At 53.0% G+C, this 20,398-nt stretch carries 18 protein-coding genes; 7 read left to right on the forward strand and 11 right to left on the reverse strand.

Annotation, left to right across the window (positions count from 1 at the left end; translation table 11 throughout):
• Window positions 1-31 precede the first annotated feature (31 nt).
• The gene (gene obgE, locus NTX59_12455; GenBank protein MCX5786487.1) at window positions 32-1,387 is read left to right on the forward strand and encodes a GTPase ObgE; all 1,356 of its coding nucleotides are present in this window, start codon (window positions 32-34) and stop codon (window positions 1,385-1,387) included.
• A 104-nt stretch (window positions 1,388-1,491) separates the two neighbouring features.
• Here obgE and NTX59_12460 read toward each other — a convergent pair whose 3' ends face one another.
• The 7 genes from NTX59_12460 to NTX59_12490 all read right to left on the reverse strand — a co-directional run bounded on the left by NTX59_12460 (window position 1,492) and on the right by NTX59_12490 (window position 7,360).
• Window positions 1,492-1,995: an OmpA family protein gene (locus NTX59_12460; GenBank protein MCX5786488.1), complete on the reverse strand. Its 504-nt coding sequence runs from the start codon at window positions 1,993-1,995 to the stop codon at window positions 1,492-1,494.
• Window positions 1,996-2,014: 19 nt separating this feature from the next.
• Window positions 2,015-3,064 carry a squalene/phytoene synthase family protein gene (locus NTX59_12465; GenBank protein MCX5786489.1) on the reverse strand — a complete coding sequence of 350 codons (1,050 nt, stop codon included), beginning with the start codon at window positions 3,062-3,064 and terminating at the stop codon, window positions 2,015-2,017.
• Window positions 3,065-3,100: 36 nt separating this feature from the next.
• Window positions 3,101-4,408, reverse strand: a complete 1,308-nt coding sequence (locus NTX59_12470) for an MFS transporter (protein MCX5786490.1) — start codon at window positions 4,406-4,408, stop codon at window positions 3,101-3,103.
• Window positions 4,396-5,526 (reverse strand): anhydro-N-acetylmuramic acid kinase, encoded by a 1,131-nt coding sequence (locus NTX59_12475; GenBank protein MCX5786491.1) that lies wholly within the window; start codon window positions 5,524-5,526, stop codon window positions 4,396-4,398. Before NTX59_12475 ends, NTX59_12470 begins: the two co-directional genes overlap by 13 nt.
• Window positions 5,527-5,624: 98 nt before the next feature.
• The gene (locus NTX59_12480) at window positions 5,625-6,119 is read right to left on the reverse strand and encodes a hypothetical protein (protein ID MCX5786492.1); all 495 of its coding nucleotides are present in this window, start codon (window positions 6,117-6,119) and stop codon (window positions 5,625-5,627) included.
• A gap of 87 nt (window positions 6,120-6,206) precedes the next feature.
• Window positions 6,207-6,836, reverse strand: a complete 630-nt coding sequence (gene cysE / locus NTX59_12485; GenBank protein ID MCX5786493.1) for a serine O-acetyltransferase — start codon at window positions 6,834-6,836, stop codon at window positions 6,207-6,209.
• Between the two features lie 2 nt (window positions 6,837-6,838).
• Entirely contained in the window at window positions 6,839-7,360 is a 522-nt protein-coding gene (locus tag NTX59_12490; GenBank protein MCX5786494.1) for a YbhB/YbcL family Raf kinase inhibitor-like protein, read from the reverse strand.
• A gap of 252 nt (window positions 7,361-7,612) precedes the next feature.
• Between NTX59_12490 and NTX59_12495 the strand changes: the two genes are divergently transcribed.
• The 3 genes from NTX59_12495 to NTX59_12505 all read left to right on the forward strand — a co-directional run bounded on the left by NTX59_12495 (window position 7,613) and on the right by NTX59_12505 (window position 12,699).
• Entirely contained in the window at window positions 7,613-8,545 is a 933-nt protein-coding gene (locus NTX59_12495; protein ID MCX5786495.1) for a hypothetical protein, read from the forward strand.
• Window positions 8,546-8,681: 136 nt separating this feature from the next.
• Complete coding sequence (locus tag NTX59_12500) at window positions 8,682-11,414, forward strand: DUF2723 domain-containing protein (GenBank protein MCX5786496.1); 2,733 nt, start codon at window positions 8,682-8,684, stop codon at window positions 11,412-11,414.
• A 280-nt stretch (window positions 11,415-11,694) separates the two neighbouring features.
• Window positions 11,695-12,699 (forward strand): ornithine carbamoyltransferase, encoded by a 1,005-nt coding sequence (locus tag NTX59_12505; GenBank protein ID MCX5786497.1) that lies wholly within the window; start codon window positions 11,695-11,697, stop codon window positions 12,697-12,699.
• 159 nt (window positions 12,700-12,858) lie between these two features.
• On the opposite strand, the gene NTX59_12510 is transcribed toward NTX59_12505, so the two are convergent.
• The 3 genes from NTX59_12510 to NTX59_12520 form a co-directional block, all read right to left on the reverse strand.
• Window positions 12,859-13,791, reverse strand: coding sequence for a hypothetical protein (locus NTX59_12510; protein ID MCX5786498.1), 933 nt, complete (start codon window positions 13,789-13,791; stop codon window positions 12,859-12,861).
• 94 nt (window positions 13,792-13,885) lie between these two features.
• A complete protein-coding gene (locus NTX59_12515) occupies window positions 13,886-14,815 on the reverse strand; it encodes a hypothetical protein (protein MCX5786499.1) in 930 nt (309 codons plus the stop codon).
• A 163-nt stretch (window positions 14,816-14,978) separates the two neighbouring features.
• Entirely contained in the window at window positions 14,979-16,205 is a 1,227-nt protein-coding gene (locus tag NTX59_12520; GenBank protein MCX5786500.1) for an MFS transporter, read from the reverse strand.
• Between the two features lie 45 nt (window positions 16,206-16,250).
• Between NTX59_12520 and NTX59_12525 the strand changes: the two genes are divergently transcribed.
• Together NTX59_12525 and NTX59_12530 are read left to right on the forward strand one after the other, a co-directional pair.
• Window positions 16,251-17,123 (forward strand): WD40 repeat domain-containing protein, encoded by an 873-nt coding sequence (locus NTX59_12525; GenBank protein MCX5786501.1) that lies wholly within the window; start codon window positions 16,251-16,253, stop codon window positions 17,121-17,123.
• Between the two features lie 47 nt (window positions 17,124-17,170).
• Window positions 17,171-18,370, forward strand: coding sequence for an outer membrane protein transport protein (locus NTX59_12530; GenBank protein MCX5786502.1), 1,200 nt, complete (start codon window positions 17,171-17,173; stop codon window positions 18,368-18,370).
• A 117-nt stretch (window positions 18,371-18,487) separates the two neighbouring features.
• Here the strand turns inward: NTX59_12530 and NTX59_12535 are convergent, their stop codons facing one another.
• Complete coding sequence (locus NTX59_12535) at window positions 18,488-18,898, reverse strand: response regulator (GenBank protein ID MCX5786503.1); 411 nt, start codon at window positions 18,896-18,898, stop codon at window positions 18,488-18,490.
• Window positions 18,899-19,014: 116 nt separating this feature from the next.
• Between NTX59_12535 and NTX59_12540 the strand changes: the two genes are divergently transcribed.
• Window positions 19,015-20,358, forward strand: a complete 1,344-nt coding sequence (locus NTX59_12540; GenBank protein ID MCX5786504.1) for an MFS transporter — start codon at window positions 19,015-19,017, stop codon at window positions 20,356-20,358.
• The last annotated feature ends 40 nt before the right edge of the window (window positions 20,359-20,398 follow it).

Here is a 20,398-nt window from a genome sequence, read left to right on the forward strand (position 1 = left end):
AAACTTTTTAGGAGGTTTTTTATTTCAATTTATGTCAAGAGAAAAAGGCAAGACCCCGGACTTCATAGATACGGCTAAAGTCTATCTCAGGGCCGGAAGCGGCGGCGACGGCTGCTCGTCGTTCCGGCGGGAAAAATTCGTGCCTTACGGCGGGCCCGACGGCGGGCACGGCGGCCGGGGCGGCAATGTTTATTTTGAAACCACGCATAATGTAAACACCCTTTCCGAAATAGCCTCGCACCCGCACATTTTCGCCACGGACGGTTCGCCGGGAAAGGGCAAGAAAATGGAAGGTTTGTCCGGAAAGGATATTCTGGTATATGTGCCCTGCGGAACCCTTGTCAAAGTCGGGGGAAAAGTGATAGCCGACCTGAAAATTCCCGGGCAAAAATTCCTGGCCGCGAAGGGCGGACGGGGCGGACGGGGGAACCTCTCTTTTAAAACGAAATTCAACACGGCTCCGCACATTTCAGAGAAAGGCGAGCCGGGAGAGGCCCTGGAAGCGACGCTTGAGCTGAGCATTCTGGCCGATGTGGGATTTGTCGGCTTCCCGAACGCCGGGAAATCCACCCTGCTCGCGCGTATTTCGGCCGCGCGGCCAAAAATAGCCTCTTATCCTTTTACCACTTTACATCCCAGCCTCGGCGTAATCCGCCACAAAGGCAGTTCATTTGTGGCCGCGGACATTCCCGGCCTGATCGAGGGGGCGCATTCAGGCAAAGGTCTTGGCGTCCAGTTCCTTAAACATATTTTAAGAACCCGCCTGCTGATACAGTTAGTGGACCCCCAGGGCTTCAAAGACTGCACGCCTGAGCAATCGGTGCGCGTAATTGCAAGGGAGCTTAAAGAATTTCACCCTAAACTCGCTAAAAAACCGCGGCTGCTGGTCGTAACCAAGAGCGACCTGCCTGAGGCGCAGAAAGTTTTCACTGCGCTTTCAAAGAAATTCAAAAAACAGGAAATTTTCCTTATTTCCCCCTTCACTGGCGCGGGAACGAAAAACCTGCTTGACTCAATAATAAAGCTGCTGCCGCGAATAAAGGAAACTGAGATTTTTGCCCCTAAAAAAGAACCCGACACGGGCCTTGTCAACAAACCTCTGCCCACGGGCTTTAAGGTGGGACATTCCGCCGACGGTGTTTTTGAACTGACCGGCGAGAAACTGCTTAAAATCATGGCCATGGTCAATTTTTCCCAGCCCGATTCACTGAACCGGCTGCGGCGTATTTTCAAGCTGATAGGCGTTGACAAGATGCTTAAACGGCACGGCGTAAGGGCAGGAGAGATCGTGCGCATAGCCGGCAGGGAGTTTGAGTGGACCGAGGAAATACAAAGGACCAGGCCGAAGAAAAACGCCAAATTTGCCTACAAATACGAGGAACATTAGATAGAGCGGGGCTAGCGTATAGGGGCTAGGGGTTTAGGGAAGGAGTTCCTTATTCCAGCACCCTCTAACCCAATCCCCTGGCCTCCAACCCCTAACCTCTGTTGTTAATATATCGCTTCCCAATCTCTGGTGGTAATTGTGAATTCCACTCTTCTATTGAGCGCGCGGGCCTTATCGGAAGTATCCGTAAACAAAAGCCGGCCCTTGCCGTAGCCTCGTATCCGTATGAAATCGGGGTATACTCCCTTTAAAACAAGGTAGGACTTTACGGCCCCCGCCCGCATGAAAGAGAGCTTCTCGTTGTAAACCTCCCCTCCGACATCGTCGGTATGGCCCTCAAGCGAAAGTTTAAGCGTGCGGTGCTTTAAAAGCACCTCGGCCACCATATCCAGCGTACGGAAGGAGTCGGGAAGCAGCTTGTCGGAACCTGATTCGAATTCTATGGGGGGTATTTGTTTTGAAAACACCATATCCATTATGGACTGAAGCTCAAGTCTGGCGCGGCGGGCTTCCTCGATATCGGCCGCGCTCCGGCGGGTCCCGAAACAGGCGCATGCAAAAACAATAACAGTCAGAAAATATAAATGATAATTGCGTTTTTTATACATAATTTAAGCCTTTCAACCCTTAGTGAGATTGATTTATGGAAACTATCAGAGTTTCCCTTCTGAAGCGGTAGCCCCTGGCGAAAGCGGTATTGCTTAACAGCAGCGGCGGGGTTAAGGCGATGGTCGAATAAATTCTGTTGCGTTTAATACGCGGACGGTCGGCGGGATCAAGCAAGTTCGAGTCGACAACCTCCGCAAGGGTATCCATGGCCCAATAAACGGGCCAAATAACGGCGGCCCGCATGGCCAGTTCGGTCTTTGGGATGGAGGCCACAAATTCCTCGCTCATATCCAGCTGATCCACCGCCCATGCTATCCATTTATAAACCACAGCCTGAAGCCTTTCCATGTTAATGGGATTAAAAAGGTCCTGCGGCAGAAGATCTTGCGGCGAAAGATCCGATTGCGGCAGGTAACACCGGCCGGCTTTAAGATCGGCGCTCATGTCTTTGAGAATATTTGTCATCTGGAGGGCGGAACCTATGGCGAACGCCGCTTGTTCGGAAGGGTACTTTACCGCGCTTATGTTATTGTGCCGTATAGCCGCCCTGTAAAGCCGGGCCCAGAAAATTCCCGGAATGCCGCCTATACAGCCGCAATATTTTTTAAGCTCTTCCTCCGTTTTAAAAGCGGACAGGCCCGGAGCCGCGAAAATTTCCAGGTCCATTTCCATGCCGCGGGCCACGCCGTCGCAGACAAAATTGATCAAAACGCGGTCGCTTTCAGGTAATTTGAGGTAAACGGCTAAAAGCTTATCAAACCTGAGCAACAGCTCTTTTTCCCTGGGATTTGCGGCGCAGGCTCCCAGCCGCTTTATTTTCTCAGACAGCTCCGCGGATATTTTTTTGTCATCCAAACTCCGTGAAAGGGCCAAAATTTCGCGTTTAAGCCCGTTAGCGGGTCCTATACAGTCGGTTACCGTGTCAAGCGCGCGGCAAAGCAGATAGCCCATGGCCATTGCCGCCCGCGTTCTATCCGGCAGAATGTTAATGCTGAGATAAAACGTACGGGAAACATTTTTAAGTATCCTCTTGAGATCCGCGTCAAATACGCGGCTGTGTTTTTCCATATGAGTTGCTACTAAATTCTACAAAATTAGATAACCCTACAACGCCGTCCGTTCAAGCCCCTCGGCATCTCCCAGGACGGCCGCTTCACTGTCCAGCAGACCCAGATCCCTGTAAACATGGTGTGCCCTGCCGCTTATCTCACCGATCTTGCTTCTAAAAACCATAGCCCCGCATATAACCGCCGCCCCGCTCAGGAAAATTGTCCAGGGGGCGCCGATACGGCTGGCCATCCAGCCGGCCAAAAGGCTGCCGAAAGGCGCCATCCCCATGAAAGCCAGCGAATACAAGGCCATTACCCGGCCGCGCTTATCATCTTCCACCACAGTCTGTATTACGGTATTACTGGAGGCCATCTGGCTTATAAGGCCGAAACTGGCCGCCGCGATACAGACAGCCGAAACGGCTAAAACCCTGGAAAAAGAAAAAGCTATCAGGCCCGCTCCGAACAGCCCGGAAAAAACAGGTATCTTCCGCTCAAGCCCCGGCACATGTTTCCGCCAGGCAAGGCGCAGGGCCGCGCACAAAGCGCCCGCGCCCGAGCAGGCAAACAGGAAACCAAGCGTCCTTGGCCCACCCTTGAGCACGCCTTTTACGAATACAGGCATAAGCACCGTATACGGCATACCCAACAGGCTGCCAAGCGCCAGCAGCATGAGTATGTATCTTATAGGCGTAAACCCAAAAGTGTACGAAAGCCCTTCTTTAAAGCCGGATCCCGCTTTTTTGCGCCCGTCAGCGGCGGCTGGCTTCCTGTTTATTTTCATTGCAAGCAGCGCGGCTATCACCGCCAGGTAGGACAGTGCATTCAGAAGGAAACAGAGGCCTTCGCCGAATGCCGCTATAAGTATTCCGGCAGCGCTTGGCCCAATGAGCCTGGCGGAATTGAAGATGGATGAATTAAGGGCTATGGCGTTGGCCAGATCTTCTTTGCGCTCCACTATCTCTATGACAAAAGACTGCCTGGCGGGCATGTCAAACGCGTTGACGATACCCAAAAGAGCGCTTAAAGCGATTATATGCCATATCTCTATGCGGCCGGAAAGCACCAGCATGGAAAGTATAAAGGCCTGCAGCATGGCAAGTGTCTGGGTACATATAATTATCCGGTGGCGGTTGAAGCGGTCGGCAACAACCCCGGTAAACGGCGCAAGAAGAAAACTGGGTATCTGGCTGACGAAACCGACCACACCCAGCAGCATGGCGGAACCGGTCAGCCGGTAAACAAGCCAGCTCAGAGCCACGGTCTGCATCCAGGTTCCCACAAGCGAGATTATCTGCCCGGAAAAGTAAAGGCGGTAATTCCGGTGTTTTAAGGCCCGGAAAAGCCTGTCTAGACGCTGCATGAATTTATAACCTTCCCCAATACCCGCGCGCTTTTGGCGCCGGTGGCGGAGGGGCAGTGGTTAACTTCGCCGTTAAGCGCCAGCCACCCCAGCAAAGCGAAACAGGCCGCCTCTTTTGCCAGCGGGTGTATGCCGCGGCGGGCGATGGTGTAAACTTTTACAGGGGCCAGAAGTCCGGAAAGATTGGCCATAAGCGCGGGGTTCAACGCCCCTCCCCCGCTCACTATAAGCTCTTCAGTGCCGGCCGGGGCGTGCCTTTGGAACGCCAGGGCGATACTCACGGCGGTGAAATAATTCAGCGTGGCAAGAAGATCGTGTTTAGACCGGACATTAAGCCGGTTTAAGAAATATTTCCTCAGGAACACACCGGAGAATTCATCTCTATCCAGGGATTTAGGCGGCATTAACCGGAAAAAAGGCAGCTTCATAAGTTTCATGACCATGGCATAGTCCACTTTCCCGGCCATGGCCCAGCGGCCGTTACGGTCAAAAGCCTCTTTTCCGCCGGTCAGCAGGGATACCGCCGTATCCATAAGTGAGTTTCCGGGGCCGGTGTCAAAGCCGGTAGTCACCAAGTTCCTGCCCACGAAAGCGATATTTCCCACGCCGCCGACATTCTGCAAAGCGACGGGCCGCCCCCCGCCGAACAGATATTCATCCATAAAAGGGATAAGCGGAGCGCCCTCCCCGCCGGCCGCCATGTCCGCCGGCCTGAAGTCCGAAACCACCGGAATGCCGGAAGCTTCAGCCAGGAAAGAAGCCTCGCCTATCTGTAAAGTGTTGGGAATACCGCCCCCCGGATAATGGCAGACTGTCTGGCCGTGGGAACCGATGACGGCAATATCCCTGAAATTCACCCTGTTGCGGCGGGCGAACTTGATAAGCATAGCGGCCCAGGTCCGGCCCAGTTCGAAATTAAGCCCGGAAAGGCGCGGTGTCTTCATTTCTTTGGCGGAAAGTATTTTAGCCCGGAGACCCGCGCTATACGGATAAGTTTCACAGGCCAGAGTTGCAAGCTCTTTTTTGCCGGAATTAAGCGAACAAAGCGCTATCGAAAGCCCGTCAGCCGAAGTGCCGGACATAAGGCCGATAATTTTCACTTGTTTCCCCTTGTTCATAGGAACCTCGTTAAAGGCAGTGGTTAGAGTTCAGGGGCTAGGGGTTTAGGGAGAAGATCCTTATTTCTGCGGCCCGACCTTTTAGCCTTCCTGGCCATTCATGACAATAACAAACCCAGAACTTTTTTGTAATTTACCTTTTCCGCTTTAATTACCGCGTATTTTTTAAGATTAAGGGAAGCTGCCGCCTGCTTGCAAAGCCCTTTCCTGACCACAATAAAAATTTTCATGTTCCGGCTCTTTATCAGTTTTTTCACCGCTGCCGCGTAGCCATAGCCGGAGACTTCAAGCGGCCCGAATTCGTCTATGATCGCCACTTCACAGCCTTTTGCCTGAAGAATGGCTTTTGAGGCGAAAGAAAACCCGGCCTTTGATGCGGCTATAACGCCATTAGAAACTTCAAGCAGCGGAACGCTTTTTCCGGAAAGGATATCAAAAACCCTGTACAATCGGCTGGAGCCCTTAAATTCCTTTATAGCGTAAACCCCGCCTGTTTTAATTCTTTTTTCCTTAAGGGCCTTAAGCAGGCGCTTTATAAAAGCGGTTTTACCTGAGTTTACCGGAGCGCTCAGAAAGCATACTTCACTTTTCATAGACGTGCATGTTACAGCGAATAGTGAATGGCGATCAGGGGATGTTTACAGCACCCTGCTTCTAAACTCGAACATTAAATCGCTTAATCACTGTTTACTTCCCGCTATTTTTTTCAGCTCTTCGACTTCGGCGCGTAAAACTTTTATTTCCTCTCCGCACACGTCAAAAAGTTTGTTATGGTCCAGCTGGGAGGTTTCACCTATTCCGCCCTCTTTGGACTTGGCCGGCACGCCAAAAACAGTGGTTTGCGGCGGCACTTCTTTAAGCACCACAGAACCCGCGCCGATGCGCGAATGATCGCCTATGTTAATGGCGCCAAGTATTATAGCCCCGGAACCGATAACAACCCCGTTGCCTATTGTCGGGTGGCGCTTTTTTTTCTCAAGCGAAGTGCCGCCAAGCACTACGCCCTGGTACATCAGCACATCATCGCCTATCTCAGCGGTTTCGCCTATGACCACGCCCATGCCGTGGTCAATAAAAAACCTGCGGCCTATAGCGGCGCCGGGATGTATTTCAATGCCGGTAAACGCTCTTGCGGCGTGAGAAACAAGGCGCGCAGGCAAATAAAGCCCCAGCCTCCATAAAAAATGCGCCAGCCTGTGCGCCCACACGGCATGCAGGCCCGGATAACACAACAGAACTTCGACAAAACCCCTGGCAGCCGGGTCCTCTTTAAAAACCGTGCGCACATCCTCAATTATTCTTTTTATCATTTTTATCTTCTGGCGTAGCGCGACGTCAGCGCGGCTTTTGCAAGCATTAATTTTGGGATAGAAGGCTGTGAGCCTTCAAGACGCGCGGCGGACAGCGCGTAGAGCGTGAAGATATAGCGGTGCGTGCCTGAAGGCGGGCATGGGCCGCCGTAACCGGACTCCCCAAAGCTGTTTTTAAGTTCACGGGACGGAGCCGGGAATTTTCCGGCTCTCTCCAGAGAATGTACGCCTGCCGGGATATCCACAACTATCCAATGAGTGAAATTGCCCATAGGCGCGTCGGGGTCTTCAAGAATAAGCGCGAAACTTTTAGTCCCTTCCGGCTCTCCGCTCCATTTAAGCCCGGGCGGAACATTTTTCCCGTCGCAGGTAAAAACAGCATCCAGCGCGTCTCCGTCTTTAACATCCTCCGAAAACAGCGTAAAAGCCGGAACACCGGGAACCGCAGCCGGTCTGTCAGTGTGAGCAGGCTGGCAGGATACGAACACCGCCGCTGCAAAAACCATGAAAGCTGTATTTTTCACAATATATCCCTCCATTGGCGGATAACGCGAAATGACGGTTTTTCGGACCCTTAGCGGCTGTTCAACCGATTCCCGGCTATTCGTCTTAATCGTTAGTGATATTTTAGCAATTCAAAACCTTAAAGAAACCGTCGGGCGGCGTTTGCCGCCGCGCAAATTGACTTATGGGGTGAGATGTTGTTAAACTTCATTTAATACGCGCGTTCATATAATATCGCGTACCAAAGGGGGTTGCCGCTTATAAAGCTTTCCATGAAAAATGAAAAAGAAGTTTTTGCGCTTAACTCGACTGTCATAGTATTTCTCTTTTTATACGCTCTAGGCAGCGGAGTTTTTTTCCCAAAAAAAGCTATGGGGCAAACCACGCCCGGCAATTCGGAGATAATCGCGCTTGCGGGCGGCGGCACGGTGCTCCAGCAGGACATTCTGGACTGGCAGGCGGCGCAGGCCTGCTACGGGGAAGACGCGTTAACTTCGCGCAGGGCGGGTTTCATGCGGATGTTCGAAGCCACTATACTGGAGGAAGTGCTGCGGCAACAGGCGGCGCGGCCCCTGACTCCCGAAGACTATAAAAAAGAAGTCGAGAGAATAGACTCCGAAACCCGCGCTCCGGATATTCTTGCCTGCATAAAAAAGCACTTCGGCGATGATACCGGCCGTTACAAGAGGATATTTATCAGGCCCATTCTTGTGCAGCAGTTTATACACGAGTTCGTGAAGTCCAACCCCAAGGTTCAGGAGAAGGCGTATGGTCTGCGCGCTAAAATCTCAACGGACGTGGTAAAAGGAGTTCCGTTTAAAGACATAGCTTCGGCGCCGGATGTCGCCTATTCCTCCGCGACATATTCGCTGGAAGCGGATACCCAGACCGCGGCGGGAGCCGCGCCCTGGGAGAGGTGGTCGCCTTTTGAAGCCGCGTTCATAGAAGAAAATCTGAAGGAGCTTGCTCCGGGACAGGCAAAACAAAATCCGATCGAAGACGAGACTGATATAAAATTCGTCAGGCTGATAAGCGTTGACGGCAAAAAATATTACTTTGAATCTTTGACGGTTCCCAAGCTTACCACGGAGGGATATCTGAAGGCGATACCAAAGCTGCCGTGCAGGATAAACGACAAGGAACTGCATGATTGGGCAGCCCCCATAAGGAACCCGATACTGGTTGCGACGGAAATCGCGCCGTAAATCAGTAAGAATTCCCGAAAATCGGCCGTTTGACGGCGATCAGCCCTTACGGCGCGGACACAGGCTTGCATGGATATTTTTATCCGGTTATCGTCTTTATCTTTCTTACATCACGACTGCGGCCGCTTCTATTGCCATGCCTGAAAACTTTCACCTGACCGCGGCGGTTGTCATTCCCGCTTATAACGAAGCTAAGCGCATTTCAGCCACTTTGGAGGCTTTGACGTCTCATATCAGGCAGGGAACGCTCAAGCCGCTGGACATTCGCGAAATTATAATCTCGGATGACGGGTCCAACGACGAGACAGAGGCGGTCGTCCGAAAGTTCAAGCCCTCCCTGCCGAACCTGAAACTCATAAAGAGCAAAAGGAATTTTGGAAAGGGCCATGCCGTCAGGACCGGGTTTTTTCAAGCCAGCGCCGACTGGGTGCTGGTGGCTGACGCGGACATGTCGACCCCCTGGACCGAGGCCCGCCGGCTGGCTTTGCATTGCCTTCAACAAAAGGCCTCCGGAGCCATCGGCTCCCGCGGCTTACCGGAAAGCAACATCCTCAAGCACCAATCTTTTTTCAGGGAAAGGCTGGGAAAATCGTTCAACCTGCTTGTCCGCGCTTTAACCCGGCTGCCTTATACGGACACGCAATGCGGGTTTAAATTGTTTAAAAGACAGGAGGTTGAAAAGATTTTTGCCTCACTGAAGATCGACCGCTTTGCCTGGGACGTGGAATTCCTCGTTTTCTGCCGCCGGGCCGGCGTAAAGATAGTCGAGATCCCTGTGACCTGGGAAAACAGCGAGCAGACCCGGGTGAGGATGCTTCGCGACGGATTTGACATGGCGTTCTCGGTTTTGAGCATTTCTCCCGGAAACGCCGCCGTCCCCGCGTTGTTCGCCTGCGCGGCCTTCTTTGTGCCGCTTGCCGCGTACCTGCTCACCCTGGCGCCGACGGCCTTCTGGCAGGATTCAGGCATTTACCTGGCTGCCGCCAGAGAATTCGGTATTCCCTATCCGACGGGATTCCCCCTTTATGTGATCATGACGTACCTGGCCGGACTCGTTCCTATTGGGACTTTCGCCCAGCGGGTCCATACAGTTTCCGCTTTAGCCGGCGCGGGAACCTGCCTGGCCGTCTACCTGACCGTAGTCAGATTGTCAATTAAAGGGGAGCGGCCGGGTTTGATGGAGAGAAGCGCGGCGTTTATCATGGCGCTTGGCGCCGGATTTTCATTCGCCCTATGGTGCCAGGCGGTCAACTCCGAGGTTTATTCTCTCCACGCTTTCATCGTGGCCCTGATGCTTTATTTCCTTCTCAGGCTGGATGAAAATCCCTCCCTGGCCTGGTCCCTTTGGCCCCTGGCTTGCGTGGCGGGTCTTGGATTTGCCAATCATCCCATGATAGTGGGCATGCTGCCTGTTCTCTGTTTCGCCATATGGAAGCATAAGGACAAGGCAAGGACATGGCTGAAAGTCTTTCCCGTGTTCCTGCTCGCCGGGCTTCTGCCTTACGCTTACTTTCCATTCCGGTCAAGGGCCAATCCCCTGACCGACTGGGGAGACCCGGAAACGCTCGGTAAATTCATCCATCTGATTTCAGCCACTCATTGGACCGCTGAAAAGGCGTCTTATTCTTTTTTCGGCCACGATTTCTGGATGCGGGTCGTTGATCTATTCCGGCTCTTTTTTCTTCAATTCGGGCCTGTTGCCATACCCCTCGGATTCATAGGCGGCATAGCCCTTCACAGGAAAAAATATTTTTGGTTCTGGTGCCTTACAATAGCCTGCGGCTTTGCCCTGTTTCTGCCTATGTTATATCACCAGACCGCGGAATTCGAGAGTTGGTTCATACCTGCCTATATTGTTTTTACTATCGCGGCAGGCCAGGGGACTTTCGAAGCGATCCAGAGGATCAATGCCCGATGGCCGGATCGTCCGGGGATGCCCTGGGCCTTCCTGCTTGCTTTGGCACTGGTTTATCCGGGTTTGCTTTTGACCATAGCTTTGCCCGACGTGAACCGCGCGAAAGATTGGGATGCTGAAGATTATGCGACCAATATCCTGCGCGGGGTCGGACCCGGCGCTATCTTCTTTATCAGCGGAGACAATCCATCAAGCACGGTCTTATACGAACAGGCCGCCTTGGATTTGCGGCGCGACGTGGCGGCGGTAAATATAGACGCTCTCTGGGCGCCGTGGTATCGCGACCACATGAACAAGAACCTGCATCTCTCCTGGGGCCGGCTCAGGGCGCCGCCTCCCGGTTCGGATTACTCCCCCGGAGATTATGCCATGGCCCTGATCCGCGGAAACCCGGGCAGGCCCGCCTACATTCTGATCCCCAAACATCTGGGTTCTCAGCCGAATGTTCAGTTTAGTCCGGCCGGGATGGTTTTTCGGATATCCGAAACTCATATTGAGGAGCCCGCATGGAAATGGGACTTCAAATTCCATGATCCGGAAACGCTGATCCGCAAAAGACGGCCGGACCAGCGCCGGCTTATCAATGACATCCGCAGAGAGATGAAGCTGGGATTCCTGCAGGCTTATTCAACGGGTGGGGCGGAGTTCCTCCAGCGGAATGATTTTAAGGAAGCGGCCTTGCTTTACGCGAAGGCCGTTGAGCTTGCCCCGGATCGGGAGGATTTGCGCTTGCGCCTGGGCGTTGTCCTGGCTCAGATGGGCGACTATCCCGCGGCGCGCGGGGTTTTCACGGAATTGGTCAAACTGTTCCCGGAAAACTACCAGGCTTATTACGACCTTGGCAATGTTCTGCTTGAGCTTGGGGATAAGCGGGAAGCGCAGGGCGCATATCTCAGGGCCCTGGAGATCGAGCCGGGTTTCGAGATGGCTAAAAAGGCTTTGGGCGGACTTTAGGGTTCGCGTCAGAATAATATGAGCCGCAGACAGAACCCGAGTTGAAGCGGCTATCGGCCTGGACGGTAACGGCGGGAGGAGTTCTCTGACGCTTGCCCTGAAAAGGCTCGCTAAAGATGAGTTTACCGGGAATGTAAGGGCCTGTAATTTTTTCACGACATCGCCCGCCCCCGCCATGCCCGGGGCGGTCAGGTTCAGGCGGAAGCCATACGCTTTTCCTCCCCAAAGCCAAAGTTTTATATAATTTTTACATCGGCCTACCCGCCTAAGGAGAATTAAAATGGGATTCAATCTGAAAAACAGGAACTTCCTCAAAGAACTTGACTTTACAAAGGAAGAATTGGTTTTCCTTCTGAAATTGTCCAAAGACTTCAAAGCCGCGAAATACGCGGGCGCCGAACAGCAGAGACTTACCGGCAAGAACATAGCCCTGATCTTTGAAAAAAGCTCCACCCGCACGCGCTGCGCTTTTGAAGTGGCCGCGCTCGACCAGGGAGCCCATGTGACCTACCTTGAACCGACAGGCAGCCAGATGGGACACAAGGAAACGGTTAAGGATACCGCCCGTGTTCTGGGCAGGATGTATGACGGCATCGAATACCGCGGTTTCGGTCAGGCGATAGTGGAAGAACTGGCCAGGTTCGCCGGCGTTCCCGTATGGAACGGACTGACGAACGAATGGCACCCGACCCAGATGATGGCCGATGTGCTGACCATGACGGAGCACTCTCCCAAGCCGCTTGAGAAAATCTCTTATGCCTATGTCGGAGATGCCCGCTTCAACATGGGCCGCTCCCTGCTGGTGATCGGCTCGATACTCGGCATGGATGTGCGTATAGGCGCGCCCAAGGGCCTGCAGCCCGATGCCGGGCTTGTAGCTACCTGCAAAGAAATATCCAGGATTTCCGGCGCCCGCATTACCGTCACCGATAAGGCCGCCCAGGCCGTTAAGGGCGTGGACTTCATACATACCGACGTGTGGGTCTCGATGGGCGAACCCAAGGAAGTGTGGGCGGAGCGCATAAAGCTGCTGAAACCCTACCAGGTCAATCCGGTGCTCATGAAAAAGTCCGGCAACAAGAACGTGAAGTTCATGCACTGCCTGCCGGCTTTCCACAACGCGGACACCAAAGTCGGAAAACAGGTATCCGAGCAGTTCGGGCTGCGCAACGGCATTGAGGTTACCGAAGATGTTTTCGAATCAAAAGCCTGCATCGCTTTCGATCAGGCGGAGAACCGTATGCACACGATCAAAGCCGTAATGGTCGCAACTCTCGGACGCTGACACAATGCCATAAGCCATATGCCGGAAGCCATAAGCTCTAAACAATATTTTTAGCAGAGCAGGCCAGGCCGTAAGCGACAAACAGAAAGCGACAAAAAGGCCGTCCCCCACAACCTGGGGAACGGCCTTTTTACTTTTAAGTTATGTTATTACGGCCGGTTATAGAAGTTTGAATATTTCCAGCGTACCATCCACTATCCTGAAACCGTAGCCGGGCTCCATCTCCGGATAGGTCACCCCGGGCGGCATTAAATCCGCGCGGTTCAGAAAATACAACCCGTCCGCCCCCACGGGGGACAATATCACCACCAGGTTTTCGGAGAACCTGGCGCCGCCTTTACCCTGGAGAAGTTCATTGCCGTAGACCAGCTTATAGGGCCTGCCCAGCCTGACATCCAGGCCTTTACCCGCCACCGCGTTTCCAAGCTGAGCTAAAGTGGAGGCAAACACCTTCACGCGGCCGCAGGTTATCTCTATCCTGCTGGAGGGGATGTCGGTGAGAGCGGCGTAGATCTTCACGGTAAGCTCATCGCCTCCTATAATGACTTTCTTTAAACCGCTCGTAATGAAGGTATTGATGATATCCGTGGCTTTGACAAAATAGTTTTCCGTGGGGCCGGCGGAAAGGATCAGAAAGAACCTTTCCTTATCGGCGCAGGACTGGCCTCCGTTAGGGCAATTCGCGGCGGTGTAGCCGCTGAATTTAATGCTGGCGCCGTGCGGGGTCCGGAAAGACAGGCCGGCGTCGATATAAGAGTTGAGGATAGAGTCAAGTTTAAACGAATACACCACATTTCCGGCGCGCCCATCGGGAACAGCAGTTGCGGACTTCCCGGACCTTTCGGTCAGCGGCAGGGCCTTTGGAGCTTGAAAAATATCCCCCATATATTTAAAAAACGCATCCATCTCCGCCACAGATTCACCTTCGACACTGGAAGCGTGGGGAGTCGGCAGGGAAATTTCGGTACTGGCGTTAACAAGGCCTAAAGCGGATAGATCCACGGCTTCTTTATCCGGCCCGGCCGCGTTCAACATTCCGATCGAAACGGCGAGCATCGCCGCTGCCGCCAGAATCGTGCCTGTAAGTTTCATCTCCCGCTCCTTATACACCGCCTCGAACTTGATCCTGATCCACCGGGCCTATTCTCGAATATGTTATAACAGATAAACCTTGACATGGCAAGGCCTACAACCTTGAAATTTCAAGCATACCTCCGCTTATCCGAAATTTGTAGCCGGCCTCCATGGAAGGGTAGCTTACGCCGCCCGGGCTCATCATGTCGGCCGCGCTGAAAATATAATAATTGGAAGCGTCCACAACAGGGAAAGGCATCATCAGAATAAGCATCTTGCCGGTGAATGCAGCTCCGCCCTTTACCTGCGTCAGTTCATTGCCGTAGGCGAGCTTATAGGCCCGGGAAAGATTCACATCCACGCCCTTGTCGGCAATGGCCGACCCCATCTGGCCAAGTGTGCCGGCAAATATTTTGGAGGAGCCCTTTTTCACCTCTATAATGCTTTTTTCAGGGTGCGATACCACGGCGTCCACCAGAACAGTGAAAGTCTCTCCGTCTATAGTTAAATCCCTGGACCCGCTGTAAAGGAGGAAAACATTGATTATGTCCATAACCCTGGCAAACTGCGTTTGGCCGTTGTCAGGCGTAAGCGTCAGAAAGAACTTTTCCTTTTCGTCGCAGGAATTGCCGCCGTCCGGACAATTGGTGGCCTTGGTGCCGCTTATGTGGACGAAAGCGCCTTTTGAGGTTTTAAAACCGAAAGCGGGCATAAGATACTGATTTTTCACCTTCCCAAGTTCTATGGTGTATAGAGCCGCCTCTTTCAACACTGAAGCCGGCTCATTGACTCCGGACACTTCAGGCACAGCCCTCGGGGCGCTGAACATGGAATTCAGGTAATTAAAGAAAGGGGCCGCATCGCCGGATCGCGGCGCAGCCGCCGGGACAACCGGTATGGGCACAGCCGCTTCCGACGCCTTAATGCCTGAGATATCCAACCGTGTGTCAAAGGACCGGTTTTCAGCTTCCCCGGCCATAAGCGCGCCGGAGAACAAAACCGGAACTGCCGCAACAATAATAGTTCTGATAGTCTTTTTCATTTTTTCCTTTTTGCCCTATTATAGTTATAGCAGACCGCAGAAAGGCAATCCAGACCGATAGGCCTTGACTTGTCAAGGATAAAGGCCCAGCCCTTTATGGGTCTTTAGACCCATAAAGGGCAGGGCTTAGGGAATAGCGATTAGGGGTTTAGGGGAGGAAGCGCTACCTGTTTTCTTTTTTTATCAGCTTAAGGAAGGGAATAATGGCCGCCGCCCTTAAAGCGCCGGAAATGATGAGCAGCGTAATAAACCGGCTTCCGCCCAAAGGCGGCGCGAAATCATAAAGCCACCCGCCGACCAAAGCCCCGCCGAACTGGGCGATCCCCCCCACAAAAGCGAAAGCCGCGTTATAACCGGTTCTTTCAGCCGGGGTTGTGTAGTCGTAAATGAAATTGTTCATGCCTATTATGTAAGCCCCCCAGATTATTCCGGAGTAAAGCTCAACCGAAGCGAGAAAATAAAAATTACGGCTGAGCGTCCATAAAAACGGCACGGTCGGAATAATAAAAAAAGCGGCCTTAAGTATCTTAACGCTTCCCATTGCGTCAGCCGCAAGCCCCCATTTTTTCATGAACAGGTAAGTCATGAGCGGGCCGATGGTCATGATAACCGTGTAGCGCATATAGTCAAAATGCAGTTCTTTCAGCGCGTAAACGCTGAAATACGGAGCGGCGAGGAAGGTGGCTGAAAGCATGAGAAAAACCGAAAAAAACATGGCGGAAACCCGGTTCCGCCTGAAATCGAAAGCACTCAGCAGCTTGAACGGGGTCGTTTGCGGCAGATGGAACCTGGTTTTCGACTCATAATGGAGCGTCAGATAATAAAAAGAAAGCAGACGGGAAAAGCCCGCCGCAGCAAAAAGCGCTGCGAAACCCCATAGAACCCCCTCGCCTAAAAAACTCAAAAACCTGGCGGCCATGAAACTGGCGGTAAAAAAAGTCACACCCACAACCTGGAACCTGAAACCAAAAAACGCCCCTCGTTTGGACGCCGGGATATATTCCCCCACGAGGACGGCCCAGGGCGGGTTAGCCAGGTTTCCGCTTACTGCGTAAAGCACCGTCAGAAATATGAAAACAGGCAAAGCCGTCCCGGCAGGCAGGAACACGCAGAACGCCATAGCGAGGAGCGACGCAGCCTGAGCGAAAACAACCGCCAGCACGCTTTTTTTACAACTGCCGAGCCTGAGCACCAGCCGTTCCGTGAAAAATTGGGAAAAGGAGGAAACCAAAGCCGGCAATGAGCGCAAATACCCCACCGCCATGGTTGAGGCACCTATAGAAAGGACAAACGGCACAGCGTAGGGCTCGGCAAACCCGCTCATCACGGCCCAGGCCAGCCCGTCTTTTATTGAGGCGGCCACGCTTTTTTTTATGGATTTTCTTTGCATAAGACGGCGGAAATTATATAGATTGTACAAAATGGGGGGTTTTTCATGTCTGAAAACGGGTTGATAAGAACTTTTGAGGGACACTCGGACGGCGTGCTTTGCGCGGCCTTTTCTCCCAGCGGGAAATTTCTGGCCACGGGAAGCGAAGACAACACCATAAAACTGTGGTCCATCCCGGACGGCATTAATATACATACCCTCGCCGCCCACGGGGGCGATGTGAGGGACCTCGCTTTCTCACCGGACGGCGGCCTGCTTGCCTCCGCCAGCTGGGACAAAGCCGTAAAGATCTGGCGGATCTCTGATTATTCGCTTATAAACACTCTCTCCGGGCACGATTCCTGTGTAAACCGGGTTTGCTTTTCCCCCGACGGTAAGACATTGGCCACATCCTCCGATGATACTTCGCTTAAGATCTGGAACGCGGGCGGGTCGCTTTTAAAAACCCTGAAACCGGACATCGGCGATGTAAAAGCCATGGCGTTTTCCCCCAACGGCGATATACTGGCTATTGGCGGCGTGGAACTGCAGTTTTTGGCTTTAAAGGATTTTTCTCTTCTGAAAGATAACGATACTTATGTTTACGGCGTGCGGGATATGGCCTTTTCCCCTGACGGCAAGGCGCTTGCGGCCGCGCTTGGCATGGAAAAGAAAATGGAAATATGGTCGTCTGAAACACTGTCGCTTTCAGGCACGCTTAAGGACTCCGACTGGCTTAATTGCGCCGCTTTCACCCCCGACGGGAAATCAGTGGTCACCGGCGGCTCGGCGGTAAAGGCATGGGATATTCAAAGCGGCACAGTCATAAAAACCTTTGAAGGCCACACCGATGAAATCTATTCGGTTTGTGTTTCTCCCGACGGGCAATATATAGCCTCCGCCTCCAACGACAAAACGGCAAAACTCTGGAAAATCTGAGAAAAGTTGCAAGTTACAAGTCACAGGTCACATGTAAGAAGAATTTAATGAAAAAGGCGGCATTAGCGGCGTTTCTGGCGTTCGGTATTTCCAGCGCTTACGCTGCGGGCTTTCGCCTATCCGAGCAGGACGCTAAAGCGAACGGTATGGGCAACGCCTTCGTGGCCGCGGCGGATAACGCCTCAGCCGTGTGGTACAACCCGGCCGCCATGACCGAGCTTGATAAAACGAGCCTGTCTCTCGGCACAGTAATGGTATATCCCACAACGACGCATGACTATACCGGCGGTTCAGACGAGATCGCAAAGGTAGTACACATCCCCCCCTACTTTTACGCTACCCACAAACTAAATAATAAAATGGCGCTCGGCTTTGGTTTCAATGCTCCTTTCGGGTTGTCCACCGATTGGGATACAACTTCCCATGCCGCTTCGGTAGCCGCTTATTCCGATATAAAGGCTTACAGCTATAACCTTAACGGAGCCTACAAGGTTAGCTATAAGCTCTCGCTCGCCTTGGGCGCGGACTATGTCTATCTAGACGCCACCATGAACAACACTAGTATGGATCTCTCCGGCAATGGCCATGGCTGGGGCTACAATGCCGCGGTTTTCTACAGGGCCGGCGACAAGTGGAACTTTGGCGCCAATTACAGGAGCTCCGTAAAGATAGATGTTGACGGGACGGCAACAGTAGCCGCTTTGGGCAGTTCCAACGACGCTTCAACCAGGATAACTCTGCCGGACACCTTCCAGATAGGCGCGGCCTACAAAGCGAATGAAAAGTGGCTGGTCAGCGCCACCGCTGACTACACCAACTGGGCCACCTATCACGCGTTGATCGTGAAGTCCAACACCATAACAGCCCTGACTTCATATCTTAATAGTGTTGTGCCTGGCGGCTATCCTGTCAGCAACACCATCACTGAGCGGAAGAACTGGCAGAGCGTCTGGGGCTTCCATGCCGGTACCGAGTATAAGTACTCAGATACCTGGGCTTTCCGGGCCGGTACTTTCTATGACTGCAACCCGGTAAAGGAAAAGTACTTCGACACGAGCATACCGGATTCGGACCGCATGGCCTTCTCTATCGGCGCCGGGTACACCAAGGGCAACATCGTAGCCGATCTCTCTTACACCTACCTGATGCTGGTGAAAAGGACCGTAGACAGCGCTACCAATACCCTGGACGGCATCTACAAATCGTCCGCCCATCTGCCGGCTATCAGCGTTGGTTGTAAATTTTAGGAAAAGGATAGAGTCGTAAACAATTATAAAAGCCCCCGCGTCTTTTTAAAGGACGCGGGGGCTTCGTTATAAAAATTTTGTCCTGCCAACTACTAACGACCGGCTGTCTTTCTATATTTATCTTTCTTCTTCAATGTGCCAGGGCTTTTCTGAAACTTTTTTATTGTCCTCCAGCCCGCCCAAAGCTGAAACCACCATATCCCTCAGCTGTTCTATATCAAACGGCTTTGTAATGTACCCGGAAGCGCCCATTTTCAGCGTTTTTATCGCCGTGTCCAGGTCCTCCTCGCCGGTAAGCATAAACACTATCGGTTGGCAGGTCAGCTCTTTCAAACCTGCAAGCACGCCAAGCCCGTCCATGGACGGCATCTTTATATCCAAAAGCACTACCGAGGGCCGCTCGGAGACAATAAGGCGCAGGGCCGCTTGCCCCTCCATGGCGGTCAGCACTTGATAATCGGAAAATACCTGCTGCAGTATCAGGGTGATACTTTCGTCGTCATCCACCACTAAGATTTTATGAGCCATCTGCTCTATTATACAAAAGTCGGCGCGCGTCCGTAATTTTACCCGGGATTTACAACGGCGATTACGCAAAATTTATATAATTACTTATCCTTAATCCTCAAACAGGAGCGCAAACAATGTCTGAAGCCCCTAATCATACCCGGCAATACCGCCGCCGCCGTTTTCTTAACTGGTTCCCTCTCGGCCTGACCTACGCCACTTTTTACATGGGCCGCTACAACCTCAACGTGGCCTCAAAAACCATGATGGATATGTTCCACCTGAGCAAGGCGGAATTCGGCATGATAGCCACGGCCGGTTTCTGGACATACGCGCTGTCCGTTGCCTTCAACGGCCCGCTGGCCGACCGCATAGGCGGCAAGAAAGCCATACTGATAGGCGCCGCCGGAGCTGCGCTTTTAAACCTGGTAATAGGCCTGCTGTTCCTGTGCGGCTGGCAGACCAAGCTGATAGTGGGGATGTCTCTCCTTTACGCCGTTAATCAGTATTTCCAATCCTTCGGCGCCCTCTCCGTGGTGAAGGTCAACGCCCCGTGGTTCCACGTAAAAGAGCGCGGCGTATTCGGCGGCATCTTCGGCATAATGATCTCCGGCGGCTACTTCCTGGCCATGACCGTGGGCGGCTGGATACTGTCCGCGCTGCCCTGGTACTGCGTGTTTCTGATCCCCTCCGCGGCCATAATGCTGATGTTCGTAGTGGACCTTTTCCTGGTAAAGGACACACCAAAGGAAGCCGGCTTTGAGGATTTCAACACCGGTGACGCGACCTCGCACGAAACGGGCGGCCAGCCGCTCCAGTTCGGCGAACTGATGACCCGCGTGTTCACCAACCCGGTAATAATTACGCTGGCCGTCTCGGAGTTCTGCACCGGCTTCGTGCGCCAGGGCCTTATGCTCTGGTTCGTTCCTTTCCTCAGCGAAGTGCATAAGATATCATACGGCTCCGCGCTGTTCACCATTGCCACCTCCGGAGTGACTGTGGGCGGCATAATCGGCGGAATACTGTGCGGCTACCTGTCGGACAAATGGTTCCAGTCCCGCCGCCCGCCCGTAGCCTTCCTCTTCTATCTGGGCCAGATAGTCTCGCTGTTCCTCCTAGGCCGCACAGCCAGCCCCGTGGTAGCGTCATTTATGATAGGCGTTTCCTGCATGTGGATATTCGGCGTGCACGGCATGCTTACCGGCACCGCCTCCATGGACTTCGGCGGAACCAAAGCGGCTTCCACAGTGGCCGGACTGCTGGACGGCGTGCAGTATCTGGCCTCCGGCCTTACGGGATTTATGATGGGGCACTTCCTTGATAAATGGGGCTGGGGCTCGTGGACCTACATGATAATGCCGTTCTCATTAATGGGCGCGCTTCTGATGACGCGGCTTTGGAACGAAACCCCGCTGAAGAGAACTCCCGACGTCGAAGCCCCGATTCTTGCAAGGCCCATATTGGAAGAAGAGGTGGAATAGGACTCAAAAAACAGCCTTACCAATAAAAACCCCGCGCTGG

The sequence above is a fragment of the Elusimicrobiota bacterium genome, assembly GCA_026388155.1.
GTDB lineage: Bacteria > Elusimicrobiota > Elusimicrobia > Elusimicrobiales > UBA9959 > UBA9634.

What these genes read in the sequence shown, in the direction of transcription:
- obgE (MCX5786487.1), top strand. Translation starts at nt 32, where the DNA reads ATGTCAAGAGAAAAAGGCAAGACCCCGGACTTCATAGATACGGCTAAA.
- NTX59_12460 (MCX5786488.1), bottom strand. Translation starts at nt 1,995, where the DNA reads ATGTATAAAAAACGCAATTATCATTTATATTTTCTGACTGTTATTGTT.
- NTX59_12465 (MCX5786489.1), bottom strand. Translation starts at nt 3,064, where the DNA reads ATGGAAAAACACAGCCGCGTATTTGACGCGGATCTCAAGAGGATACTT.
- NTX59_12470 (MCX5786490.1), bottom strand. Translation starts at nt 4,408, where the DNA reads ATGCAGCGTCTAGACAGGCTTTTCCGGGCCTTAAAACACCGGAATTAC.
- NTX59_12475 (MCX5786491.1), bottom strand. Translation starts at nt 5,526, where the DNA reads ATGAACAAGGGGAAACAAGTGAAAATTATCGGCCTTATGTCCGGCACT.
- NTX59_12480 (MCX5786492.1), bottom strand. Translation starts at nt 6,119, where the DNA reads ATGAAAAGTGAAGTATGCTTTCTGAGCGCTCCGGTAAACTCAGGTAAA.
- cysE (MCX5786493.1), bottom strand. Translation starts at nt 6,836, where the DNA reads ATGATAAAAAGAATAATTGAGGATGTGCGCACGGTTTTTAAAGAGGAC.
- NTX59_12495 (MCX5786495.1), top strand. Translation starts at nt 7,613, where the DNA reads ATGAAAAATGAAAAAGAAGTTTTTGCGCTTAACTCGACTGTCATAGTA.
- NTX59_12500 (MCX5786496.1), top strand. Translation starts at nt 8,682, where the DNA reads ATGCCTGAAAACTTTCACCTGACCGCGGCGGTTGTCATTCCCGCTTAT.
- NTX59_12505 (MCX5786497.1), top strand. Translation starts at nt 11,695, where the DNA reads ATGGGATTCAATCTGAAAAACAGGAACTTCCTCAAAGAACTTGACTTT.
- NTX59_12510 (MCX5786498.1), bottom strand. Translation starts at nt 13,791, where the DNA reads ATGAAACTTACAGGCACGATTCTGGCGGCAGCGGCGATGCTCGCCGTT.
- NTX59_12515 (MCX5786499.1), bottom strand. Translation starts at nt 14,815, where the DNA reads ATGAAAAAGACTATCAGAACTATTATTGTTGCGGCAGTTCCGGTTTTG.
- NTX59_12520 (MCX5786500.1), bottom strand. Translation starts at nt 16,205, where the DNA reads ATGCAAAGAAAATCCATAAAAAAAAGCGTGGCCGCCTCAATAAAAGAC.
- NTX59_12525 (MCX5786501.1), top strand. Translation starts at nt 16,251, where the DNA reads ATGTCTGAAAACGGGTTGATAAGAACTTTTGAGGGACACTCGGACGGC.
- NTX59_12530 (MCX5786502.1), top strand. Translation starts at nt 17,171, where the DNA reads ATGAAAAAGGCGGCATTAGCGGCGTTTCTGGCGTTCGGTATTTCCAGC.
- NTX59_12535 (MCX5786503.1), bottom strand. Translation starts at nt 18,898, where the DNA reads ATGGCTCATAAAATCTTAGTGGTGGATGACGACGAAAGTATCACCCTG.
- NTX59_12540 (MCX5786504.1), top strand. Translation starts at nt 19,015, where the DNA reads ATGTCTGAAGCCCCTAATCATACCCGGCAATACCGCCGCCGCCGTTTT.